The organism is Streptococcus orisratti DSM 15617 (assembly GCF_000380105.1).
GTDB classification, from domain to species: Bacteria; Bacillota; Bacilli; order Lactobacillales; family Streptococcaceae; genus Streptococcus; species Streptococcus orisratti.
The window spans coordinates 13,188-36,056 of the sequence record NZ_KB904482.1 but is presented as its reverse complement, the minus strand read 5'-3'; the positions used below and the strand labels follow the sequence as shown (position 1 = coordinate 36,056).

The following is a 22,869-nucleotide window of genomic DNA, read 5'->3' as shown; positions in this document are numbered from 1 at the left end:
GCATTGTGATATAATAAAGGCAACTACCCTTTAGGAGCGCTTATGAGAAAAACAAAACTCAATAACTACTATCTTGAGATGAAGGAACATTACCTGACAGTTCCTTATTACAATGAAGAACGCCGTATTCGCGTGCTACTTCCAAAAGATTATGATAAGGAAGAGTGGGCTAGCTATCCTGTGCTTTACATGCACGATGGTCAAAATATTTTCTACAGTAAAGAGTCTTTTTCTGGCTATTCTTGGAAGATTATTCCTACCCTTAAAAACCATAAAGAATTTCCAAAAATTATCGTTGTTGGCATTGATAACGCTGAGGATAATCGTCTCAATGAATATGCTCCGTGGATGACTGATGTAGGGTCAACTCCTGAAACAGCAAGTGTTGGTGGCGATGGTATGGTTTATGGTGACTGGGTTGTTCATACGGTTAAACCTTTTATCGATGAAACCTATCGAACTAAACCAGATCGCAAGAATACTATTCTTGCAGGTTCATCTATGGGAGGGGTTATCACCGCTTATATGGGAGCGGCCTACCCTGACATTTTTGGAAATCTAGGTGTCTTTTCGTTAGCATCTTGGTTTAGTGAGCGTGATTTTTTGCGCTTTTGCGACAGTCACCCTCTTAACAATGACAGTAAAGTCTTTATCCAAGTCGGCACCAAGGAAGGTGATGAAGCGGATGAACAATTTGCTCCTAACATGAATCAAGCCTACATTGATTGTACCTTACACTATTACCAATCATTGCTCAAAACTGGACTTCCTATGAATAGTATTAAATTGCTCATCATGGCCAATGAAATCCATCATGAAAAATATTGGGCAGACCATTTTGTTGAATTTCTGCAGTTTGTACTAGATGAAAATCAAAAATAGCCTAATTTAAGTCATCGAATAATCTGAAAATAAGGAATTAATAAAAAGAAAACTATCAAAGTAAGACAAAAAGTCCTCGCTAATTTTTATTCTTAGTGAGGACTTTTTAGTTATGCTTTTTGAAAATCAAAATGTTATTGTTGGCTTCGCCTTGCTAATATCAGCACTGGTTGCAGTTATTGTGCTTTGATTTTCTTTGAGTTTTAACTTTCTTCTACAGATGTTTATTTGATTCATCTTAGACTTTTCCAATAGCAGTCCTATTTCAACCCATCCTTTGTATAGTCTCCATCAAGTGAGAATTCAAATCCGACCGCTGATGGGAATTGAATATTACTATTTGGCTTGTTAAAAATGAGCTTAACATCTGAATCTGCGTATGTCTTTGGCAAATCAATGTAGAAGTTGCCTTGGCTATCTTTGGTCATAGCTTTACCTGGCCACGCACCAAGTGGCATCTGGATTGGATTGCCATAATAAGCATAGACATTCGCCGCATCCCAACCTCCTGGGTTGTCAAATGTAATTCGTGTCACTCCTTCCTCTGGTAAAACTGCTTGGTGTTTCCCATCAATGTCATAGATGTGACCTAATTCTATATCATAGCCTGCTTTGTTTTGGGCTGGATATTGAACCTTAGTGTCTGGATTGTTGAAAATGATTTTCCCGCCAGACAAGTCTTTTGATAACTCAATATAATATCCATACTCATCTTTGGACATTTCTTTACCTGGCCATGTGCCTACAACTGGCTTACCTTGGCTGTCATAGACATAGGCATAGACTTTATTCCAATTTTGGGAATTGTTAAAGTAAACTCGGCTAGCAATTGCTTCGTCTGCTTCTTTTTCTTTAGTTCCTACTTCAACAACTTTTGGAGTTGCTTCGGTTACTGTTTTTTCAGAAATTTTTTCACGTGCAGTTTCAACACCGTCTGTGTATTCAACTTTGTAAATGACTTCTTTAACACCCTCTTTTCCTTCAGAGATTGTCTTAGTTTCACCCTTGGTCAACTCTGGGTTTTCCTTCGTTTGTGTTTCAAATGGAATATTTTCTTTTACGACTTCTTCCTTATACTCTACTTCAGAAGCTGTTCCACTTAGACCAGCTTTAGAATAAATGCCATTAACCTTCAAATCAAAGCCAACATTTTGTGGGTACTGAGCACCTTGATTATTTGTGAAGAGAACCTTAACACCATCTGATTCATATGATTTAGGAACAGAAATGCTATAACGTCCTGAATTATCTTTGGTCATTTGTGTTCCTGGCCATGCACCTAGAAGCTTGGTATCTTTGGAACTATACATATAAGCATAGACAGTTGACCAATTATCTGGATTGTCAAAATAAATTGTTGTTTGAGCGTTAGGATCTTCTTTTGTAAATGTGTATTTCTTACTGCTTACTTTTCCGCTTGCATCTGTCATGGTCAAAGTAATTGTAACACTTTCTCCAATTTTCAAATCTTGACCAACAGTTAATTTCGTGCCATCTTTGAAATCAACTTCAGAACCATCGTTAATCTTATAAGTTGCAGACTTCACATTAGAGCTTTTTAATGTAACTTCTTTTGGTTCAGAGATACGATTGACACCTTCTTTATACCCACTAATGGAAACTGAACTTGTTGTATAAGGAGTATCCTCACCTTGATATAAAACCACAACTGAGCGAGATGGAATGTTACCAGTGATACGGTTATTAGATACCGTAAATGTTTTTCCTGAAATCTTGTCAGTGTAAGTACCATTAGCAAGTTTTGTCTCTGAATTTAGATTTTTATCATTATTAACAAGATTAACTAAGACAGCTCCTTTTGTTCCTCTTTCAATCATGACCACTTGTTCATCGCCATTTGGATTGCGAATATATTCAGATTCGCCAACCATAGCATTGTGGAATTTATTAACTGCTGCAACGGAAGTGTCTTTATACAAGTTACTTCCTGCATCACCAATCTTACTTTGACCTGGGAAGCGATTACCATTTCCTCCACCAACTGGACGTGAGAAGAAGAGCGGTGTTCCTTTTGCACGAGCTGTAATCATTGCCCAACCAAGTTTAATATCTTCATCGTTCATCCAAGTAGATTCTTTATCATCATTAGCATAGTTATCATGCGATTCAACCCATAAAATCAATTTAGAAGGATCAACAGAGGCTTGATAGTTTACTAAGTTACCTGAATTCATTCGACGATCACGCAGAGCATTTCGGATTTGTTGCCCGTAATTAGAAGCTGTGATACTCATTAAATTGGCATAACCAGCATCATTTGAAATGCCATCTTGTAAAACTTCACCATATTGAAACTCTGATCCGTTGTTTAAGATAACATTCCAGAAATTACTACCGTATTCCCCTGGAAGTTCAATATGTTTTGCTGCATCGTAACGGAAACCGTCTGCACCGTCAGCAACTGCTTTTTTCAAGAATTGCAATAGGTATTGTTGAACATCTGAACTTTGTGTATTCCAATCATACAGTCCCAATAAAGCTTTCTGAGTGACTTCGTATCGATCATTCCCATTTTTTAATTTTACATTGCCGTGGGTCCAATTAGGAATTGATTTGATATAACTATCAACTTGATTGTAGTCTGAGGTGGTATGATTCAATACAGCATCGACAATAATCTTAATACCATACTCTTCAGCCACCTTGTTCATTTCAATAAACTCAGCCTCAGTACCCAGCTGATAATTACCAATGGTATAAAGTGTTGGCTGGTAATGATAATACCAATTTGACAAGCTCTTATCACCACCTTTTCCCGCTACTACTGCGTTGATAGGTGATGTTTGGACACTTGTGTAACCAGCATCCTTGATGGCTTTCATATTATCTCTTATGGTGTTAAAAGACCAGCACCACGCATGAAGAATTGTTCCATCTTTCATGGAGACTTGAGACTGCGAAGTAACTGCATTTGACTCACTAAAAACTGTACTATCCTGAACAAAAATACCTGTTCCGAACAAAGAAATAACTACTGCCGATTTTAGTAATAATTTCTTAAATGACTTTTTCTTGCCTTTCTTAAGCATGAAGAATCTCCTTAATAAAAATCCTTTTTATAATGCAACCGCTTTCTTGATTATGTAAAATAAAACACCAAATAATTTTGGCTATATCTTCCTTTCATTTATCACATTTAAACTTATACCCTTCATCCTCCTTCTCCAAAAATATTTTTCGCAATCGGTTGCATCCTGTTATATTATAGCACAGATATCCTAAAATATAACAGAAAAAATAAAATTTTATATAATTGAAAATAAATATTCATCATATAGTAATCTTAAAAAGGTAGTCAGACCCAAAAAAGCTCCAAAAATGGAGCCCAAATGTCTCAAACAGTCCAATTGACTGTTTAGAGTAAGAAATATCGTAAATAAACTTTACATCATTTGTTATTTACTAATCGGAATCCAGAGTTCCATTTCGTAGTCAGGGCTATACATATCTCCTTCTGCATAGACTTCAAAGTCCGGAGTTCCGGAATGACGATAACCCGTTTCAGGAAAGAAAACTTCCAAGACATACTTCCAAGCTCGATGAATGGAGCCTGGGATTGGACCTTTAACTGGAATAACAGCATATTCTGCTGCCTCAATTTCCATGATAGTCAGACCCAATGCTTTGGCTTTTCTCTGATCGGTCACATCATAGCCAGCCATGTAGTTGATAATTCCCCCTTCTTTGACATCTGTGCAGACACCATAAGACTGACCATTTCCAAGCGCTTCAAGACTTTCAAAAGACTGATTTTTATAAAGCTGATCCCAAGCAGAGGGACAGAGACTATTATCAATAGCTTCTAGCAAGACACCAGCTACAGCAAAGGCTGGTTTTTGTTCAATTTTGATATCCATATTTTTTCCTCCTGTGATTTTCAAAGAGAGTTGCAGGGGCGGGAACACTTTATAGGCACTTCCGCCCCTAACCTGAGAAGGTGTCACCCCATGAAATTTTTTGAAGGCCGCACTAAAGGCATCAGCCGAATCATAGCCGTATTTGAAAGCAATCTCGATTATCTTGGCAGATGTTTGGGTCAAATCATGAACAGCTTGCGAAAGCCTGCGATTTCTTAGGTATTCTGCCAAGGTCATATCTGCCAAAATGGAGAAAAGCCTGCTGAACATAGCATAAGGATAGCCCGACAGTTGATGGACTTTCTTGGGATCAATTTCCGAATCCAAGATAGTCTCCAAATATTTCATGGTTTGGTTAAAGTGATGCATCATTTTCAAATACCAGTACCGATGTGAAAGTGAAAGTAATTTTAGGAACGCGACGCGAAATCCTGATTTCAACGGCGAGTTATCTAAATTCCTTGCTTTCCTTTAGGGATCGATTCCTTTCTTCACCTCTCATAAACAGTATAACAAAAATCAGATGGGCTTGCCCCAGATTTTTTGAACAAAGATTATGGGATTCTTACTAGTTTTATCACTGCAAAAAACACCGTCCCATCAAAGGATGTGGCGATGTTCTGTATGTATTATTTGACAGCTGCTTTTAAAGCTTCTACCTTGTCTAATTTTTCCCAAGGTAGATCAATATCGGTCCGACCCATATGTCCATAGGCCGCTGTTTGACGATAAATTGGACGTTTAAGGTCAAGCATCTTGATAATGCCTGCCGGACGTAGATCAAAAATGTGACGAACTGCTGCCTCGATCGTGCTTTCAGCGATAACATTTGTTCCAAAAGTATCCACACGGACTGAAACAGGATGAGCTACGCCGATGGCATAGGCTAACTGCACCTCCGCCTTGCTGGCTAGACCTGCTGCTACGATATTTTTAGCAATATAGCGAGCTGCATAGGAGGCTGAACGGTCAACCTTGGTCGCATCCTTACCAGAAAAAGCACCACCACCGTGGCGAGCGTAACCACCATAAGTGTCCACAATAATCTTACGTCCTGTTAAACCAGAATCTCCTTGAGGACCGCCAATCACGAAACGCCCCGTTGGATTGATAAAGAATTTGGTCTTATCATCCAAGTATGTTGCTGGAATAACCGCCTTAATCACCTTCTCGATGACATCATCATGGATTTGGTCATTACTAACGTCTGGATCGTGTTGGGTAGAAATAACAACCGTATCCACACGAACAGGTCTATCATTTTCATCGTATTCAACCGTGACCTGCGACTTGGCATCTGGTCTCAGATAAGCAATCTCACCCGATTTGCGAAGATCTGCCAATTTTTTGACCAATTTATGAGACAATGAAATTGGTAGTGGCATGAGTTCTGGCGTTTCATCAACCGCAAAGCCAAACATGAGTCCTTGGTCACCCGCACCAATTAAATCAAGCGGATCCTGATCACTAGCACCACGGACCTCCAACGCTTCATTAACTCCTTGAGCAATGTCTGGAGACTGCTCAACAAGCGAAGGATGCACACCAACTGACTCAGCTGAAAAGCCATAATCAGCATTAGTATAACCAATCTCAGCAATTGTATCACGAACCACACGATTAATATCAACATAGGCCGTTGTGGAAATTTCACCAAAGACATGAACTGTCCCAGTATAGACTGCTGTCTCAGCAGCAACGTGTGCGTCTGGATCTTGACTTAAAACCGCATCTAAAATCGCATCGGAAATTTGGTCTGCAATCTTATCTGGGTGCCCCTCAGATACAGATTCAGACGTGAAAAGTTTACGTTCTGACATAAAAATGTCCCCCCATTTTCATTAAAGATTATTTTTAGCACACCACTGCACTAAAAAGTTGGAAAGTGATTTCCATGAAATACCCTAACAACTAAACTAATATCTTATACTTGAAGAAAATCAGACGAAATACCGACTTAAACAACCGTGAATCAAGGTTAAACTTGGTCTATCGTTTAGATTTTCAAAGAGTATTAAAGTTCTATTAGTCCAATTGAACAGGTTTTCCAGTGAGTTACAAAGTACCAACCTAACCACTATCTTCCGTTCAGAAGATGAAACAGCGAATATCTTCTCAGCCAAGGTAGCAAAACCACAGGTAAAACTGAAGTGTCCCAAGGTTAGCTAACAAAAGCTACCAAGATAGTAAGAAGCCAGATTGTCTTATCGGGACTTAATAACTCAATCATTATACCACGTTTTCCATCAGCTTGGTGATATTTTTTTATAATCGCACTAACAAAATTTCCTTATCACCTTTTTTAAAAGAAATTATCTACTTTTATGCTATACTAATCTTATGAAAACCTATGAAAAACTCTATGATTACCTCAGCCAACAGGACGATTTTTGCAGTGGCGAAAAATTAGCGCAACAATTTCAAGTATCCAGAACTGCTATTTGGAAGGCCATCCAGACCCTTGAAAGCAAGGGAATTAACATTGAATCCATTAAAAATCGTGGCTACAAAATTTTGTCCGGTGATTTACTGCTTCCAGAGGAGATTGGTAGCAAACTTGGCATCACTGTCAGTCTCAATGAAAAAAGTGAATCAACTCAAATTGATGCCAAATTGGGTATCCAAAAAGCTTATCCAGCCCCCCACCTCTATCTAGCCACCGATCAGAAAAAAGCTAAAGGGCGGTTTGGGAGAGATTTTTATACTTCTAATCAAGGAGGTATTTATATGTCTCTCCATCTAAGTCCAAACTGCCCTTTTGACCAAGTTCCACCTTATACACTCATGGTTGCCTCCAGTATCGTTAAGGCCGTTTCACGCCTGACTGGTATCGAGACAGATATCAAATGGGTTAATGACATTTACCTTGATGGCAAAAAGGTTGCCGGTATCTTAACTGAAGCCATCTCCTCTGTCGAAACAGGTTTGGTGACAGATATCATCATCGGCGTCGGTATCAATGTTAATATCACATCCTTCCCTGAAGAATTGCAGAACAAGGCAACTAGTCTTTTCAAAGAACAACCTAGTATTAGTCGCAATCAGCTTATTACTGAAATCTGGCAGTTGTTTTTTACTATCCCAGAACATGACTTAGTCAAAGTTTACAAAGAAAAATCACTTGTCCTAGATAAGCAAGTGACCTTTATTGAAAATGAGCAGATAAAATCAGCTTTCGTGGAAGATATCACCAATAAGGGACATCTAATTGTTAGTCTCCCAGATGGTAGCAAGCAGACACTAAAAAGTGGTGAAATTAGTCTTTCTTCTTGGTAGCAGCTAAAAGTGATTTGGTAAACTTTGTCACACGGTAAACACGTTGCAAGTCACGCACCAAAAAGATTCCCCACAAGATAGCTAATAAATAATCACCATTAAAGACAGCTTCATTAAAAAAATAAGTTTCAAAGGCACAGACAACGGCCATCACTAAAAATTGTAAAATACTCATAGTGTCATTATACAAAAAAGTAAAATTCTCAGCAAATCAAAAGATACTCAGAAACTTAATCATTAACATACAATCTGTTGATAGTCTGTCAAAACCAAGAAAATAGAGCATCAAACACTTGGAAACATGCTAGCTAGCCCTAGCCGTTCCAAGTGTTTTTTATTAGTCAAAAGAAATGAAAAACCGCTCAGACATCGTTGACTTGATTTGATGAAGTTCAGTTCTATCTGCATCGCCTAGTCTGATTTTGATTTTCATTGAGTATCAATCAAAATATTGGCTTGCTATTTAGGACAGGCGTTCCTCCTTAACATAGTTAATAGGAAGCCACTCCAGTAAAGATTCCAACTGCTGATTCCAATAGTACCATTCATGTTTACCACGATCATTACAATAAGTAATGTCCAGACCTAAAGCCTTTAATTCCTTGATGGCAAATTCGTTGGCCTGATAAAGAAAATCTTCATAGCCACACCAAGCGTAAAATTTTGTTTTCTTATCTGAAGATTCCGCAAGGGTGGATAAGGCGTGCTGACGCGCAACATTTTTAGATAAGTCACCAAAAACACCTTGCCAATAAGCAACACTTTCACCAACGACTGCCGCTGGATCTTGCCCATCCATCCCCATGGCTAATGCTCCCGAAAAAGAAGCGGCATGAGAAAACTTGTCTGTGCTTAAAGCGATTTTATAAGCCCCATAACCTCCCATTGAAAGTCCAGCAATGAAAGTCTTTTCACGCTTATTGGTCATATTGGGAAAGAAACGCTTGAGAACCCTCGGTAGTTCTATTGCGATGGCATCATAATAAGGTAGTCCTGATGCGGTATTAGTGTACCACCCCAAATCTGTAGATGGCATGACCACGATTAGGTTAGTGTGCCGCAGCAGGCGTTCAATATTGGTGCGTTTTTGCCAAGAATTTTCATTACCTCCCATTCCATGCAACAAATACAAGACTGGAATATCATTATCATCTACTTCAGCCGCAGTTAGTTCAGAAGCATCAGGATAGATAACATTCACCTGTCTTTCCATGCCTAAAACTTTAGAATTGTACTCAATTTTAAAAAAAGCCATTTTAACCTCCAATTTACGAGAAAAGACTAGTTTCCCAGTCTTTTTCTATTCTGTCAATATTTTACTCACTGTCACACCTACAGCTCAATCATTCATCAAAACGAGAACAATTGGCGTACACCATTCTTTACGCAATCTTTGGCACGAAACAATGTCCGTAAGCTATATTACATTATGACAAAGAGAGTTCCAATAATAAGGTGAATTATTGGAAATGAGAAATTAGGAAATCATATTTTCTCAGCTGTCACAGTCATAAAAGATACACTAAAAGTCTATCTTAGCGAACTTCCATGACAACTGGTAGGACTGCTGGACGTCGTTTCGTTTGATCAAAGAGGAATTTAGAGAGGTCGTCACGAACAGCACCTTTGAGTTCTCCCCAATCAAAAGTATCTTGAGCTAGGTAATTCTCAACAGTCGTATTGACTAAATCCGCTGCCTCACGTAAAATGTCACGGCTTTTCTTCACATAAACAAAACCTCTGGTGTGAATTTTAGCTTTGGCGATAATTTTCTTTTCCTTTTTATTAACGGTAATAGCCACGATAAAAATTCCATCCTCAGATAAAACTTTTCGGTCACGAAGAACAATATTTCCCACATCACCAATGGCGTTTCCATCAATCATCACATCACCAGCTGGAACGCCCCCTTCATGAAGAAAACCATCCTTGCTGTAAACCATGATATCTCCACGTTTGACGATGTAGATAGTTTCAGGATACATACCAACCTCTTGAGCCAATTCCGCATGTGCTGCTAAGTCACGATATTCTCCTTGTACAGGAAAGAGATATTTAGGACGCAAAAGATTTAGCATGAGTTGCAAGTCACGTCCATTCGCATGTCCAGACACTCGGAGATTTTGGGTAATTAGTTTAACTGATCCACCTGCCTTGTAAATAAGGTTTTCAACACGCGCAACGACAGCTTCCTTCGCAATACTTGGCGTTGTCACAATATACACAAGGTCTCCTTCTTTAATTTGGACATGACGGTGACGACCAAGAGCCATTTTTTGGAGGCTGTTAATAGGCTCACCCATTCGCCCAGCATCTAAAATAATAAGTTCATGATCCTCAAATTTATCCATTTCTTTTGGTTTGATAATCAGCTTTTCATCAGCAATACGCAAACGTTTCATGCGAATAGCTGTACGGACAATATTTTCAACATCCAGACCCGTCAAGACGACACGTCGACCATGATCAGCTGCTGAATCAAAGACTTGTTGGATACGCACTAGATTGCTAGCTACTGCTGCAATAATGACGCGACCTTCAGCATCCGCGATAATATGGTCGATTTCTACGCCGACTTCTGATTCACTAGCAGTCTGTACTGTGCTGGTGGCATTAGCAGAATCAGACATTAAAGCCAAAACACCTTCACGGCCAATTTCAGCCAGACGAGCCAAATCTGTCTTGTAGTAAGGACGAGCAGCTTGGTCAAATTTGAAATCACCAGTATAGACAATATTTCCTTCGTCCGTCCCTACGACAATCCCTAAGCTCTCAGGAATTGAGTGTGTTGTTTTGAAAAATGAAATTACAGCATCTTCAAACTCAATTTCGGTTTCCGCATCAACCACATGAAAATTGTTAAATTTCTTAGGACCATTATTTTTCACAAAAAGCTTAGCCAACTCAATAGTCAGAGGTGATCCAAAAACAGGTGCTTTCACTTCTGAAATCAAGTAAGGTAGAGCTCCAATGGCATCCGCGTGACCATGTGTTAGAAAAATCCCTTGTACACGTTTTTTATTCTCAATGAGATAATCAAGACTTGGAATGACCACATCAACACCCAATTGTTCATTTTCAGGGTATTTAAGACCGGCATCAAGCACAAAAATAGACTCATTAATTTCAACCACATAGAGGTTTTTTCCGTTTTCACGGACACCTCCAAGGGCGATAATTTTGATATCGCTCATTTTTTCTCCTTTTTCTGTGTTTTTTTAATAACAGAGCTTTTTAGCTCCTTTTTCATACAAACGGTCCTTGCTCCAAAGAATTTGTGTCCAGAGTGAGCAAGTCGAATTACAGCACTTTTATTGTACCATATTTTTCTCAGAATTCCTAAAATCAGAGGCAAGTTGACTATTAATCATACTAATCAAAATAGGTTACTTCTTTTACTACTCACATTTTTTAATACATATTTCTAAAAAAGCACGTAAAAAGACCAGAACTAATGTTCTAGCCTTATTCACCATTGTAAATCCCACTAAATCTAACCTACTCAAATAGTTGGTAATAGTCAGAAATACTCATTTTTTCTTTTTCAGCTTGCTTGAGGTCTTGGATAATTTTTCCATCCTTCATTACAATGAGGCGGTTACCATACTTAAGAGCGTCTTCCATATGATGAGTAATCATCAGAGCAGTTAGCTTATCCTGTTTCACAAAATCATCTGTTAACTGCATAAGAGACACGCTAGTTTTTGGATCCAAAGCTGCTGTATGTTCATCCAAGAGCAAGAGTTCTGGGCGTTTGAGCGTTGCCATCAGTAAACTCAACGCCTGACGTTGACCACCTGATAGTAGCCCTGTTGGAGTCTCTAAATGTTTTTCCAAACCATTGCCCGTCTTGCTAATCAGATGGGTAAATTCTTCGGTAAAAGCGTGAATTTTTCGTGGAGAAAAGCTGCGCTTCTCGCCACGATACTTAGCAATTAGGAGATTTTCCGCAACTGTCATACGAGGTGCCGTCCCCATTTTGGGATCCTGAAAAACGCGGGATAAATATTTGGCTCTTTTTTCAGCTGGAAGAGCTGTCACATCTTCTCCTAAAATGACAACACTGCCACTGGTTAACATGAGGGTTCCGGCAATGACGTTGAATAGAGTAGATTTCCCCGCACCATTTCCACCAAGGATCGTTAAAAAGTCATGTTCATAAATGTCCAAATTAACATGGTCAAGTATTGTTTTGACCTCATCAAAACCATTATTAACTTGCACAGTTGCATTTTTTAGTTCAATGATTTTTTTCATCGTGATAAGGTCACTCCTTTAAAGAATTTTTGCCTCAAAACAGGAATCATTAGACAGATGGCTAAGACAAGAGCACTAAAAAGTTTTAGATAATTCGTATTAAAGCCAAGCGCAATGACAGCTGCTATTAAAAATTGATAGAAAATCGAACCAATGACAATAGCTATCAGGCGCTCTAACAACGTCAATCCTGTGGAATAGAGAACCTCACCAATGATAATACTGGCTAGTCCGATAACAATAACACCAATCCCTTTAGAAACATCGGCATAGCCATCTTGTTGACTAACCAAGGCACCTGAAAGAGCAATCAAACCATTTGATACTACCAAGCCCATCACTTCCATGCGATCAGTGTTTATCCCAAAACTCTTTGCCATTTCACGATTATCTCCCGTAGCAATATAGGCTTGGCCAAGTCGGGTGTACAAGAAATATATCAGTGTAGCAATGACCAAAATCACCACAATTAAACCTAAAATCAATAGATTACTTTCCTTTGTAAAGGGAAATAAATCTTGTAAGGTTTTAATATCAAGTAGTCCAAGATTAGCTCGCCCCATAACCATGAGCATGATGGAATTACAAGATGTCATAACCAATATTCCTGCCAGTAAGGTTGGGATTTTTCCTTTGGTGTAGAGGAGACCTGTCACAAGTCCTGCCAAACATCCAGCTAATGTTCCTGCTAATGTCGCAAACAATGGATGAGTACCGTTGTTCATCAAAGTCACTGCCACTGCTCCGCCTAATGGAAAAGAGCCTTCTGTTGTCATATCTGGAAAATTTAAAATTCTAAAGGTAAGGTAAATTCCCAACCCGAGTACGCCCCAAAGTAATCCTTGTGATACTGATGAGATAATCATAAGTGTTGCTTCTTTCTATTCATTTTCTTTGACTGCAATATCAGCCTCTTCTAAAACGCTGTCTGGAATAGTGATACCAAGCTCTTTAGCAGCCTTTAGATTAACTGTTGGTGTTCCTGTATCAATGACATTAACTGGAACCTCCTTAACAGATTTACCGTTTAGAAGTTTGACAGCAATTTTGGCTGTTTCAACACCAAGATCATATTGACTCTGAGCAACAGAAGCGATGGAGCCTTGTTCTACCATAGTATCCACGCTTGAATAGACAGGTATTTTAGCAGCATTTGCTGAAGAAACAACTGTTGGAAAGGCTGAGGCAATAGTATTATCCTGTGGTACGAAGATAGCATCAACCTTTCCTGTCATGACTGACATTGTAGTTGTAATTTCATTGGTTGATGGTACAGCATATTCAATAACACTGAGACCAGATGCTTGAGCGTATTTTTTAAATTCTGCTACCTGTGAAACGGAGTTATCCTCACTACTAGCGTATAAAATACCTATGGTCTTAGCATTTGGGGTAATATCCTGAATAAGTTCAACCGTTTGCTTCAGTGGTACATGATTAGACGTCCCAGTAACGTTTCCTTCTGGTTTTTTCAAATTCTTCACTAGTTTGGCTCCAACTGGGTCTGAGATAGCTCCCATAACCACTGGAATATCCTTTGTAGCACCTGCCAAACCTTGAGCAGCTGGGGTTGCAATACCAATCAAAACATCATTTTTATCATTGACTAACTTTTTACTCATGGTTTGAATTTTACTTTGATCGCCCTCAGAATTTAAGACTGTCAAATCAATATTATCCCCATCATAACCTGCATCGGCCAGTCCATCTTCAATTCCTTTTTCAATCTGATCAAGGGCATCGTGTGTAACGTATTGTAAAATACCAACTTTTACAACATCTTTTGTATCACCTGCTTGTGAGTTGCTTTTTGACAAATTATTATAAGCAAAAGAGCCAACAACGACAAGTCCAAGGGCAATAAGTGTTCCAATAAGTGCTTTATTTTTCATAAACTTTCTCCTCTCGTAAAACATTTCATAATATTCTTTTTATCAATCAATTGAGCCTACTAAAAAGAAAAACGCCTAGTAACCCTTACTACGCGCCTTTTACCTTGAACTAAGACCTAGCGCACAGATACTTTTTAGAAGTACTCCAAAAGTCGTATCTATGCACACACATAAACACAACCTTTACATACGCCAGCTTTGCCAATTCGTAAGAGTTTGTGTCATGTTCATCTTAGCTTCCTCCTGTGTTTTTCTATAATTATACACTATATTCTGAAAATTGCAAGCACTTTTCGAAATTTTCTTAATTTTATTTCTTGTCCCCACTTGTTAAGTCACACAGAGAAATCAACCACCTCCCCACACAACATCACCTTTCCATTGACAATTTATCACTCATTGAACACGAGGTCTTATCAGGTACCGGAATTACGATTGTTAGTCAAGTTATCGCCGAACGTATCTTAGCAAACAAAGATATCGTTACTAGTTCTCAAAAGTTTAAAGATATCTCTACTAAAACCTATGCCATCATCAAAATGGATAATCCTCATTACCAAGAACTCATTTCTATCATCCAAAAATTAAAATCATAGCTTATTCTAAATGACAGATTCTTGAAAGGATATGGTATAATAAAGGAATTGAATACATGAGATTAGAAAGGAGACGTCGCCAGATTAGTTAATATTTTGATATTCTTTACAAACTAAACTTGCGGCAACTTTAATCATGTCATTTGATGGTTTTTTTCTACACCATTTAACAAAAGAATTACAAGAAGAGCTACTTTACGGACGCATTCAAAAGGTCAATCAGCCTTTTGAGCGTGAGTTGGTTTTAACTATTCGTAACAATTACCAAAATTACAAACTTCTCATTTCTGCTCACCCTGTTTTTGGACGTATTCAAACTACAAAAGCAGATCTGCCTAATCCCCAGATACCAAATACGTTTACCATGATTATGCGAAAATACCTTCAAGGGGCAGTCATTGAAAACATTACGCAGATTGAAAATGACCGTATTTTAGAAATCGCATTTTCTAATAAAAACGAGATTGGTGATCACATTAAAGTCACTTTGATTATCGAAATCATGGGCAAACATAGCAATATCATTTTGATTGATAAGTCTGAAAATAAAATTATCGAGTCAATCAAACACATCGGTTTCTCACAAAATAGCTACCGTACTATCTTGCCTGGCTCTACCTACATCGCGCCACCTCAAACTGACGCGAGAAATCCCTTTACCATCGTTGATGAGAAACTCTTTGAAATCTTACAGACAGAGGACTTGTCACCTAAAAACCTTCAAAGGCTCTTTCAAGGACTTGGACGCGATACCGCCAGTCAATTAGCTGCGCAGCTAACTGATAACAAACTAAAACAGTTTAGGACTTTTTTTGCTCAAAGTTGTCAGCCTAACCTGACTGAAAATAGCTTTGCTGCTGTGCTATTTTCTGATAGTCTCCAAAACTTCCACACCTTATCTGAAGTAATGGACTACTTCTACCAAGAAAAAGCCGAACGCGATCGCATCGCTCAGCAAGCCAGTGATTTGATTCACCGAGTACAAAACGAACTAGATAAAAATCGGAAAAAACTTGCCAAGCAAGAAAAAGAATTATCAGACACAGACAATGCCGAAGAATTTCGACAAAAAGGGGAGCTGTTAACCACTTTTTTAAGTTTAGTTCCAAACAATCAAGATAGCGTTGAACTAGACAACTACTATACTGGTCAAAAAATTACGATTGCACTAGATAAAGCTTTGACACCTAATCAAAATGCCCAGCGTTATTTTAAAAAATATCAAAAGTTAAAAGAAGCTGTGAAGCATTTAACTGGGTTAATTGAGGAAACCAAACAAAGCATCCATTATTTTGAAAGTGTCGAGTATAGCCTTTCTCAGGCCAATATGGATGAAATTGAGGATATCCGAGAAGAACTCGTTCAAGCAGGCTTTATGAAGAGACGGTCAACAGACAAACGTCACAAACGTAAAAAACCAGAACAGTATCTGGCTTCAGATGGCAAGACCATTATCATGGTTGGGCGTAACAACCTGCAAAATGATGAATTAACTTTTAAAATGGCAAAAAAAGGGGAACTTTGGTTCCATGCCAAAGATATTCCAGGTAGCCATGTCCTTATTAAGGATAACCTCAACCCAAGTGATGAAGTCAAAACAGATGCGGCTGAACTAGCTGCCTACTACTCCAAGGCTCGCTTATCAAACCTTGTTCAAGTTGATATGATTGAAGCTAAAAAACTCAACAAACCAACTGGTGGCAAACCAGGCTTTGTAACCTATACTGGTCAAAAAACATTACGCGTTACCCCTACCGAAGAAAAAATTCAATCTATGAAGCAGTGATGACGCAAAAATATTCATTTCTTTTATAGATTAATCTAAATGCCTCTAATCTAATACCGAAACACAACCATCTGCCTAACAAGTCATTTTGATAAGAGGATGTTCAAAATGTCAGAATCTGGAACAAAAACTCTTACTTAACAAAAAATCAGCTGTTCAATAATCGTGAATAGCTGATTTTTATCTAACAATTAAGGTATGCTTCGTCCATAGAAGACACTTATTTGCTAACCTCATCCGTTGCAACGTCTTCGCCAAACCATTTTTTAGAGATTTCTTGGAATTTTCCAGTCTCATATAGTTTCTTGAAGGCAGCATTAACTTTTTTTACTAACGTCTTATCCTCTTTGCGTACACCTGCGGCAAAGTCTTCACCGTCAAATTTGCTTTCAATGATATTGTATTGGTCGAGTTCACCTTCCTGAGCGAGGTAGTAATTTGCATACACACGGTCAATCAAAAGTCCGTCAATACGATCATTTTTAAGGTCAATAAGTGCCTGCGTGAACGTTTCATATTGTGTCGCGTCATTATCCTTTACAAGGTCTTTCAAAACTTCAGGCTTAGATGTAAAAGCATCATATCCAGATGAACCAGACTGAGCCCCAAGAACCTTGTCCTTCATACCCTCAAAACTATCAATGCCTGATGATTTTTTGGTCACAAGAACTTGTTCATTTTTCATGTAAGGATTTGTGAAAGCTACTTTGGCTTGACGCTCTTTTGTGATAGAATAGCCATTCCAAATCAAGTCGATTTTGCCATTTTTCAATTCAGTCTCTTTCAAATCCCAATTGATTGGTTGCCATTTAACTTTGATGCCATATTCTTTGAAGACTGCATTTGCCAAATCAATGTCAAAGCCGACATTATTGCCCTTGTCATCTTCGTACCCCATTGGCACAAAGGTATTGTCAAAACCAATCGTGATTGATTTTTTAGACGTGTAGGTTTCCCAATTATCCTTACTTGTCGAACTTTTTGACCCGCAGGCTGCTAGAGAAACTGCCGCAAACAAGGTTACTGCACCTAATAAAACTTTTTTCAACTTCATAAACACACCTAGAACTTTCTTATTTTGGATTGATTTTTAAAATATTATCTGAAATGTTTTCTGCAAATTGCAAATCGTGTGTGACAACAATCTGAGTGATGCCAGCTTGACGATTTTGCAAGATTAACTTTTCAACTTCCTGACGTAACTCAGGATCCAGAGCACTGGTCGGCTCATCATAGCCGATAATTTGTGGGTCAATCATCATAGCACGCGCCAAGGCAACACGTTGTTTTTGCCCACCAGAGAGCGAATACGGATAGACGTCAGCATGTTCTCCAAGACCTAAGCGTTCAAGTAAATCCATAGCTTTTTTCTTGGCAGTTTCTTTGTCCATGTTCATTGTTTTAACTGGTGAAAGTGTCAAATTATCTAAAACAGTCAAATGAGGGAAAAGCTGGAAATCTTGAAAAACAAAACCAAGCAAATTGAGATTTTCCAAATGATTGATTGGAACCTCTTTGCCGTTATGAATAATTTCTCCAGAGTCAATCTTTTCCAAACCAGCAAGCATACGCAGAAGGGTTGTCTTACCTCCACCTGAAGGGCCGACAAGTGATAAAACCTTACCGTCCTCAATGATGAGATTAAAGTGGTCAAAAATCTGTTTCTGACCAAATTGTTTTGAAATATTTTTTAATTCTAACATCTGGTCACCTCTTATTTGTAAAAACTAAACTTCTTTTCGACACGCTTAGACAAGATTGTCACCACACCAATCAAGATGAGGTAAATAGCTCCTGCGATAAACATTGGCGCCAAAGTTGCATCACGATTTGCCGCAGTCTTACTTGCCAAAAGAAGATCACCAACACCAAGAACATAAACCAATGAAGAATCTTTGACAAGGTTAATGACTTCATTGAAAACACTTGGTAAAACTATCTTAATCACTTGAGGCAAGATGATGAAACGGATCGTTTGTAACTGGGTAAATTTCAAAACCTTTGCCGCTTCATACTGCCCTTTAGGGATAGCCTCGATACCGCCGCGGAAAATCTCAGCAAAGTAGGCTGCATAATTCATCACAAAGGCTAAAATTGCAGCTGGCATACGGTCAAAAGTAATACCAACGCTAGGTAAAACGTAATAAAAGAAGATTAACTGCAAGAGCAGAGGAGTTCCACGCATGACCCAGACATAGAGGGTCAATAACCACTGCAAAGGTTTAAATTTTACTTGCATCAAAAAAGCAAGAATCGCACCTAGCGGAATAGACAAAACAATGACAATAAAGAAAACCTGTAAAGTCACCACAGCGCCGTTCAACAAGCTAGGCAAAACTTGTAATATATATGACATAGCCTCTCCTATTTTCGATATAATGACATTATAGCAAATTTTCAGACGATTTAGAAGAGTCGTAAAGAAAAAAAGCTTATAAAAATACAGCTACTTCACTTAAAATGAAATAGCTGCTGTCTCACTTAGACCTTGTATTCACAGTTCAACCCTTCCATCTAAGGCTAGGTTTTCAGCTACTCATTGTTAGTTTTTTTAAAATACTGTCAGTATTCTCTCAAAAACTGCCTTGATTAGTTATACTCTTCGAAAATCAAAATTATCCGTTGTCAACTTGCCTTGATGAACTCAAGTTCTATCGTCGGCTTCGTTTCCTAGGCTACTTTTGATTTTCATTGAGTATTAAAAACTATCTCTTATCTAAAAGCACTTTACTTGTGAATACAGGTTCTAAATTTTTTTAACAAATTCTGATTTGAGTTTCATGGCACCAAAACCATCAATTTTACAATCAATATTATGATCACCTTCAACAAGACGGATATTCTTAACACGAGTGCCTTGCTTGATGTCTTTGGGAGCACCTTTTACTTTCAAATCTTTGATAACTGTTACAGTATCACCGTCAGCTAAGCGAGTTCCGTTGCTATCAAGGACAACAAGTCCCTCTTCTTCTGCGACTTCATTTGGATCCCATTCATAAGCACATTCTGGACAAACCAGCAAGATGCCGTCCTCATAAACATATTCAGAATTACATTTTGGGCAATTTGGTAACGACATAAATTCTCCTTTAAAACGATATACCTTTATTCTACTGTACTCATGAGTATTTAGCAAGACAACAGGTTTCTGAAATTGTTTTCAAACATCAAAAAGATAAAAGCGAAGTAAAAATGGTTAACTCTCAGACCTTCGGTATCTGAGTAAATCACAATTTCTTATAACCAACTAAACATATTACTCCTGTATCTACACGATTGGAAGAACCGAGCTAGTCTTTTGGTTTGCATTTCATCATTTTTTAGACTTTGTTGACTGATTCTGATTTCCAAAGACTCAAGAACTTTTTTTCAAAATACAGTCAGTATTCTCTCAAAAAAATGGCTTGATTAGCGAAAAACGATCTCTTATTTAAAAGTTCTAAGGAGACAATATAAAAGCTAGGTACTTCTACCTAACTTTTATGTTGTTAATCTTTATTCAACTGTAACTGATTTGGCTAGATTACGTGGTTTATCAACATCAAGACCACGTTGTAGGGTTGCAAAGTATGCGATTAACTGTGTTGGCACAACCATCGAAATCGCTGTCAAGAATGGGTGGACTTTGTTTATAATGATATCATCACCTTCTTTTGCCAAATCTTCTTCAACAATCGTTAACACATTAGCACCGCGTGCTACAACTTCTTGGATATTTCCGCGAGTATGTGCTGCAATACGTTCTGAGCCTGAAATAAGTGCTAACACAGGCACGCCATCTTCAATCAATGAAATAGTACCGTGTTTCAATTCCCCCGCTGCAAAACCTTCACACTGAATGTAAGAAATTTCCTTTAATTTCAAAGATGCTTCCATTGCAACATAGTAATCATTCCCACGACCAATGTAGAAAGCATTGCGAGTAGTACTGAGAAGTTTTTCAACTTTTTCAGCAATCAGATCTTTTTCGGTTAAGGTCGCTTCAATTGATTGTGCTGCAATGGCAAATTCATGTACTAAATCAAAATCTTTAGCAGCTTGATTACCAATAGCCTCACCTACTGCCTTAGCCAGTACAGCAAGAGTTGCAATTTGAGCTGTATAGGCTTTGGTTGAAGCAACAGCAATCTCTGGACCAGCATGAAGAAGCATAGTATAGGTCGCTTCACGAGAAAGCGTTGAACCTGGAACATTGGTCACTGTTAAGCTTGGAATACCTAGTTCATTGGCACGTACCAAAACCTGACGGCTATCAGCAGTTTCACCCGACTGACTAATGAAGATAAACAAAGGCTTTTTGCTGAGCAGTGGTTGATTATAACCCCATTCTGACGAAATTCCTAATTCAACTGGTGTTTCTGTTAAAGTTTCGAGCATGGTTTTAGCTGCAAAACCAGCATGATAAGAAGTCCCTGCTGCAATAATATAGAGACGGTCTGCTTCTTTGACAGCATCAATAATTTCTTGATCAACAATAATCTTATCATCGTCATCTGTATAAGCCTTGGTCAATTTACGCATTACAGTAGGTTGTTCATCGATTTCTTTGAGCATGTAGTAAGGATAAGTTCCTTTACCGATATCAGACAAATCAAGTTCTGCCGTGTAACTACCACGTTCAATCGCATTACCATCATAATCTGTTACTATCGCGCTATCTTTAGTTAAGACAACTAGTTCTTTGTCATGAATTTCCATAAATTCGCTGGTTTCGCGAATCATTGCCATCGCATCTGAACATACCATGTTGTAACCATCACCTAAACCAATCAAAAGTGGTGATTTATTTTTAGCAACATAAATCGTATCTGCATCTTCTGCATCAACAAGGGCAAAAGCGTATGATCCTTCGATGATATGCAAAGCTTTTTTGAAAGCTTCCAAGACAGACAAACCATCTGTTACAAATTGACCAACAAGGTGAACAGCAATTTCAGTGTCTGTTTGTCCTTTCAAGGTGTGATTTGAAAGATAATCATCTTTGATTTGAAGGTAATTTTCAATCACACCATTATGAACCAGGACAAAACGTCCTGTTTCTGAAGTGTGTGGGTGAGCATTCTCTTCTGATGCAGGTCCGTGTGTCGCCCAACGTGTATGCCCGATACCAGTAGAACCTGCAACGTCAATCCCAATTTTCGATCGAAGATCAGCGATACGACCAACCGACTTGATTAAACGACCATTAGCAGCACCATTTAGAACATAAATCCCTGCCGAATCATAGCCACGATACTCCAGTTTTTCAAGACCTTGCATTAAAATATCTGTCGCGTTACGACTTCCAACGACACCTACAATACCACACATATTTTTTACTGATAGTCGGCAAATATGCCCACTACTTTCTCCTTAAGTTAAATTTAAGAATTGGTACAGTCTAATAATCCACCACCAAAACTTGATGAAATCAGTATATAACTTTATTTTTTTTTTGTCAACTAAAGAATTGGTATAGTCAGTTTATCAAATTAAAAAAGAGTAGTCAAAAACTACTCCACATCAATAAAACCAAAATTACCCAACGGAAGCAACCTAAAGGTTACTACACCTCTGATTTGTGATTTACTAATCAGACCAAATTTCCGACTATCATTCGTATTTTGTCGATCGTCATTCAGAACCAAATATTTCCCTTTTGGAACAACATTACCAGTCTTGCCAGTAATTGTCTCAACTGTGAAATCATCGGTAAAGAGGGAACCCGCTGGTGCTTGGGAAAGGTAACTACTCTTCAACGACTCTATGTAATCCTGAGTTTCAATGGCATTATCCAAATAAAAAATATCATCCATGTAAGTCACCGATTGCCCTTGTGTAGCAATGACTCGGCTAATATAGAAAATACCATCCTCTTCGTAAACAATAAAGTCTTTGTACTGGGGCTGCTTGTTGCGGTTCACTAAAACCACATCGCCATTTTTCAGATATTGATTCGCAGCATCTTCATGAACACGAAAGGTGGAGAAAATAAAAATTCTCATCAAAATAAAAACTAATATCGCTAATAAAACTAGGATAATATTTCTAATAAAATCACGTTTAACCATAACAACTCCAATTCTATACTTGAATAGTATATCATTTTTTAGACAATAAAAAAAGCCCTCAATTCTAATTGAAACTTTGCAATAAAACTTATCATCCAAACTCTAGTTTACTCTTCAAAGCAAAAAAGCCTATCAAACAAGCTCTAAACGCTTGATATGATAGACTTTTTTCGTCGTAAACGGCTGGATACTCTTCATTTTCTGAATTGTAAGTATCCTAGCACTACTGACAGGGATACGTCAACAAAATCA

General features: G+C 38.2%; 19 protein-coding genes. 4 read left to right on the top strand and 15 right to left on the bottom strand.

All coding sequences use genetic code 11. The features are described from left to right. Positions 1-42: 42 nt before the first annotated feature. Entirely contained in the window at positions 43-882 is an 840-nt protein-coding gene (locus A3I7_RS0108115; protein ID WP_018376289.1) for an alpha/beta hydrolase, read from the top strand. 260 nt (positions 883-1,142) lie between these two features. Here A3I7_RS0108115 and A3I7_RS12705 read toward each other — a convergent pair whose 3' ends face one another. From A3I7_RS12705 to metK, 3 genes are all read right to left on the bottom strand, one after another. Continuing rightward, positions 1,143-3,932, bottom strand: coding sequence for a starch-binding protein (locus A3I7_RS12705; protein ID WP_018376288.1), 2,790 nt, complete (start codon positions 3,930-3,932; stop codon positions 1,143-1,145). A 366-nt stretch (positions 3,933-4,298) separates the two neighbouring features. Next, a complete protein-coding gene (locus A3I7_RS0108105; protein WP_026217188.1) occupies positions 4,299-5,132 on the bottom strand; it encodes an AraC family transcriptional regulator in 834 nt (277 codons plus the stop codon). 257 nt (positions 5,133-5,389) lie between these two features. Continuing rightward, a complete protein-coding gene (gene metK, locus A3I7_RS0108100) occupies positions 5,390-6,580 on the bottom strand; it encodes a methionine adenosyltransferase (protein WP_018376286.1) in 1,191 nt (396 codons plus the stop codon). A gap of 520 nt (positions 6,581-7,100) precedes the next feature. Here metK and birA point away from each other — a divergent pair. Then, complete coding sequence (gene birA / locus A3I7_RS0108095) at positions 7,101-8,036, top strand: bifunctional biotin--[acetyl-CoA-carboxylase] ligase/biotin operon repressor BirA (protein WP_018376285.1); 936 nt, start codon at positions 7,101-7,103, stop codon at positions 8,034-8,036. On the opposite strand, the gene A3I7_RS0108090 is transcribed toward birA, so the two are convergent. The 6 genes from A3I7_RS0108090 to trpX all read right to left on the bottom strand — a co-directional run bounded on the left by A3I7_RS0108090 (position 8,017) and on the right by trpX (position 14,185). Further along, positions 8,017-8,211 (bottom strand): DUF3272 family protein, encoded by a 195-nt coding sequence (locus A3I7_RS0108090; protein ID WP_018376284.1) that lies wholly within the window; start codon positions 8,209-8,211, stop codon positions 8,017-8,019. The genes birA and A3I7_RS0108090 overlap by 20 nt on opposite strands. Positions 8,212-8,499: 288 nt before the next feature. Next, positions 8,500-9,291, bottom strand: a complete 792-nt coding sequence (locus A3I7_RS0108085) for an alpha/beta hydrolase (protein WP_018376283.1) — start codon at positions 9,289-9,291, stop codon at positions 8,500-8,502. 280 nt (positions 9,292-9,571) lie between these two features. Further along, positions 9,572-11,230 carry a ribonuclease J gene (locus tag A3I7_RS0108080; RefSeq protein ID WP_018376282.1) on the bottom strand — a complete coding sequence of 553 codons (1,659 nt, stop codon included), beginning with the start codon at positions 11,228-11,230 and terminating at the stop codon, positions 9,572-9,574. Between the two features lie 304 nt (positions 11,231-11,534). Further along, on the bottom strand, positions 11,535-12,293 hold the full coding sequence (locus tag A3I7_RS0108070) for an ABC transporter ATP-binding protein (RefSeq protein WP_018376280.1): 759 nt from the start codon (positions 12,291-12,293) through the stop codon (positions 11,535-11,537). Beyond that, on the bottom strand, positions 12,290-13,159 hold the full coding sequence (locus tag A3I7_RS0108065) for an ABC transporter permease (protein ID WP_018376279.1): 870 nt from the start codon (positions 13,157-13,159) through the stop codon (positions 12,290-12,292). Before A3I7_RS0108065 ends, A3I7_RS0108070 begins: the two co-directional genes overlap by 4 nt. 15 nt (positions 13,160-13,174) lie before the next feature. Continuing rightward, a complete protein-coding gene (gene trpX, locus A3I7_RS0108060) occupies positions 13,175-14,185 on the bottom strand; it encodes a tryptophan ABC transporter substrate-binding protein (RefSeq protein WP_018376278.1) in 1,011 nt (336 codons plus the stop codon). Between the two features lie 317 nt (positions 14,186-14,502). Between trpX and A3I7_RS0108055 the strand changes: the two genes are divergently transcribed. Both A3I7_RS0108055 and A3I7_RS0108050 read left to right on the top strand, forming a co-directional pair. After that, positions 14,503-14,781 carry a hypothetical protein gene (locus A3I7_RS0108055; RefSeq protein WP_018376277.1) on the top strand — a complete coding sequence of 93 codons (279 nt, stop codon included), beginning with the start codon at positions 14,503-14,505 and terminating at the stop codon, positions 14,779-14,781. A gap of 136 nt (positions 14,782-14,917) precedes the next feature. Then, positions 14,918-16,567 carry an Rqc2 family fibronectin-binding protein gene (locus A3I7_RS0108050; RefSeq protein ID WP_018376276.1) on the top strand — a complete coding sequence of 550 codons (1,650 nt, stop codon included), beginning with the start codon at positions 14,918-14,920 and terminating at the stop codon, positions 16,565-16,567. Positions 16,568-16,787: 220 nt separating this feature from the next. On the opposite strand, the gene A3I7_RS0108045 is transcribed toward A3I7_RS0108050, so the two are convergent. The 6 genes from A3I7_RS0108045 to lepB all read right to left on the bottom strand — a co-directional run bounded on the left by A3I7_RS0108045 (position 16,788) and on the right by lepB (position 22,617). Then, positions 16,788-17,621 (bottom strand): amino acid ABC transporter substrate-binding protein, encoded by an 834-nt coding sequence (locus A3I7_RS0108045; protein WP_018376275.1) that lies wholly within the window; start codon positions 17,619-17,621, stop codon positions 16,788-16,790. A gap of 19 nt (positions 17,622-17,640) precedes the next feature. After that, on the bottom strand, positions 17,641-18,270 hold the full coding sequence (locus tag A3I7_RS0108040; RefSeq protein WP_018376274.1) for an amino acid ABC transporter ATP-binding protein: 630 nt from the start codon (positions 18,268-18,270) through the stop codon (positions 17,641-17,643). 11 nt (positions 18,271-18,281) lie between these two features. Further along, positions 18,282-18,923: an amino acid ABC transporter permease gene (locus tag A3I7_RS0108035; RefSeq protein ID WP_018376273.1), complete on the bottom strand. Its 642-nt coding sequence runs from the start codon at positions 18,921-18,923 to the stop codon at positions 18,282-18,284. Between the two features lie 390 nt (positions 18,924-19,313). Further along, a complete protein-coding gene (locus tag A3I7_RS0108030; protein ID WP_002891088.1) occupies positions 19,314-19,646 on the bottom strand; it encodes a zinc ribbon domain-containing protein YjdM in 333 nt (110 codons plus the stop codon). 416 nt (positions 19,647-20,062) lie between these two features. Further along, positions 20,063-21,877 carry a glutamine--fructose-6-phosphate transaminase (isomerizing) gene (gene glmS, locus A3I7_RS0108025; RefSeq protein WP_018376272.1) on the bottom strand — a complete coding sequence of 605 codons (1,815 nt, stop codon included), beginning with the start codon at positions 21,875-21,877 and terminating at the stop codon, positions 20,063-20,065. Between the two features lie 182 nt (positions 21,878-22,059). Next, complete coding sequence (lepB, locus tag A3I7_RS0108020) at positions 22,060-22,617, bottom strand: signal peptidase I (RefSeq protein ID WP_018376271.1); 558 nt, start codon at positions 22,615-22,617, stop codon at positions 22,060-22,062. Positions 22,618-22,869: the final 252 nt, after the last annotated feature.

What these genes read in the sequence shown, in the direction of transcription:
- A3I7_RS0108080 (WP_018376282.1), bottom strand. Translation starts at nt 11,230, where the DNA reads ATGAGCGATATCAAAATTATCGCCCTTGGAGGTGTCCGTGAAAACGGA.
- trpX (WP_018376278.1), bottom strand. Translation starts at nt 14,185, where the DNA reads ATGAAAAATAAAGCACTTATTGGAACACTTATTGCCCTTGGACTTGTC.
- A3I7_RS0108040 (WP_018376274.1), bottom strand. Translation starts at nt 18,270, where the DNA reads ATGTTAGAATTAAAAAATATTTCAAAACAATTTGGTCAGAAACAGATT.
- metK (WP_018376286.1), bottom strand. Translation starts at nt 6,580, where the DNA reads ATGTCAGAACGTAAACTTTTCACGTCTGAATCTGTATCTGAGGGGCAC.
- glmS (WP_018376272.1), bottom strand. Translation starts at nt 21,877, where the DNA reads ATGTGTGGTATTGTAGGTGTCGTTGGAAGTCGTAACGCGACAGATATT.
- A3I7_RS0108115 (WP_018376289.1), top strand. Translation starts at nt 43, where the DNA reads ATGAGAAAAACAAAACTCAATAACTACTATCTTGAGATGAAGGAACAT.
- A3I7_RS0108085 (WP_018376283.1), bottom strand. Translation starts at nt 9,291, where the DNA reads ATGGCTTTTTTTAAAATTGAGTACAATTCTAAAGTTTTAGGCATGGAA.
- A3I7_RS0108030 (WP_002891088.1), bottom strand. Translation starts at nt 19,646, where the DNA reads ATGTCGTTACCAAATTGCCCAAAATGTAATTCTGAATATGTTTATGAG.
- A3I7_RS0108090 (WP_018376284.1), bottom strand. Translation starts at nt 8,211, where the DNA reads ATGAGTATTTTACAATTTTTAGTGATGGCCGTTGTCTGTGCCTTTGAA.
- A3I7_RS0108035 (WP_018376273.1), bottom strand. Translation starts at nt 18,923, where the DNA reads ATGTCATATATATTACAAGTTTTGCCTAGCTTGTTGAACGGCGCTGTG.
- birA (WP_018376285.1), top strand. Translation starts at nt 7,101, where the DNA reads ATGAAAACCTATGAAAAACTCTATGATTACCTCAGCCAACAGGACGAT.
- A3I7_RS0108045 (WP_018376275.1), bottom strand. Translation starts at nt 17,621, where the DNA reads ATGAAGTTGAAAAAAGTTTTATTAGGTGCAGTAACCTTGTTTGCGGCA.
- A3I7_RS0108065 (WP_018376279.1), bottom strand. Translation starts at nt 13,159, where the DNA reads ATGATTATCTCATCAGTATCACAAGGATTACTTTGGGGCGTACTCGGG.
- A3I7_RS12705 (WP_018376288.1), bottom strand. Translation starts at nt 3,932, where the DNA reads ATGCTTAAGAAAGGCAAGAAAAAGTCATTTAAGAAATTATTACTAAAA.
- A3I7_RS0108070 (WP_018376280.1), bottom strand. Translation starts at nt 12,293, where the DNA reads ATGAAAAAAATCATTGAACTAAAAAATGCAACTGTGCAAGTTAATAAT.
- lepB (WP_018376271.1), bottom strand. Translation starts at nt 22,617, where the DNA reads ATGGTTAAACGTGATTTTATTAGAAATATTATCCTAGTTTTATTAGCG.
- A3I7_RS0108105 (WP_026217188.1), bottom strand. Translation starts at nt 5,132, where the DNA reads ATGATGCATCACTTTAACCAAACCATGAAATATTTGGAGACTATCTTG.
- A3I7_RS0108050 (WP_018376276.1), top strand. Translation starts at nt 14,918, where the DNA reads ATGTCATTTGATGGTTTTTTTCTACACCATTTAACAAAAGAATTACAA.